Source organism: Mycobacterium sp. GA-2829, from assembly GCF_001499965.1.
GTDB lineage: Bacteria > Actinomycetota > Actinomycetes > Mycobacteriales > Mycobacteriaceae > Mycobacterium.
Genome location: NZ_LQIT01000098.1, coordinates 1 through 696, shown reverse-complemented (window position 1 = coordinate 696; position 696 = coordinate 1). Strand labels below are relative to the sequence as shown.

Annotated in this window: 1 protein-coding gene; it reads right to left on the bottom strand. The window is 67.0% G+C overall.

Features of this window, described 5'->3' with window-relative positions:
- Positions 1-404 (bottom strand): alcohol dehydrogenase catalytic domain-containing protein (locus AU194_RS30805; RefSeq protein ID WP_157576148.1); only part of this gene is annotated, 404 nt, incomplete at its 3' end.
- Positions 405-696: the final 292 nt, after the last annotated feature.

The following is a 696-nucleotide window of genomic DNA, read 5'->3' as shown; positions in this document are numbered from 1 at the left end:
GCGAACGCCCCGATCCCCAGTGCCGGGGTCAGCTCGGTGCCGTCGGTCAGCGTCATCTTCTGCGCGGCGTTGTGGGTGTCGAAACACAGATGCGGGCGGCCGCGTTTGCACGCCCGGCACTGTCCGCACACCGCGCGCCAGTTCAGGATCACGAAGTCGCCGGGTTCGACGTTGGTCACACCCGCCCCGACTGATTCGACCGTGCCCGCGGCCTCATGGCCCAGCAGGAACGGGTACTCGTCGTTGATCCCACCCTCGCGGTAGGTCAGATCCGTGTGGCAGACACCGCAGGCGATGATGTCGACCACGACCTCACCGGGCCCCGGATCCGGGATCACGATGTCGACCACTTCCACCGGCTGCTTCTTCGACCGGGAGATCACCCCACGCACTGTCTGACTCATGGCCTACAACCTAGTGCCTCCGGTGTCCGGAGGAATCGGAGTCGGCCTCGGCGAAACGCCGGATCGAACCGGGTGGTCCGCTCTACCGTTGATCCGAGCGAGATGAACACGATGGTTACTTCAGCGGCCACTTCCGCGCATGCCGAACTCACGGCCGCCGCGCGGGCGGCGCCCGCGCGGCGGCCGAGAGTTAGGGATGCGGGCAAGGGGCGGCAGAAGTGACCAAACTGGTGATAAGACCCGGGTCAACGGAGGAGCGCACCCCCCGCGTCGAGCCCGACGATAGCCGAGG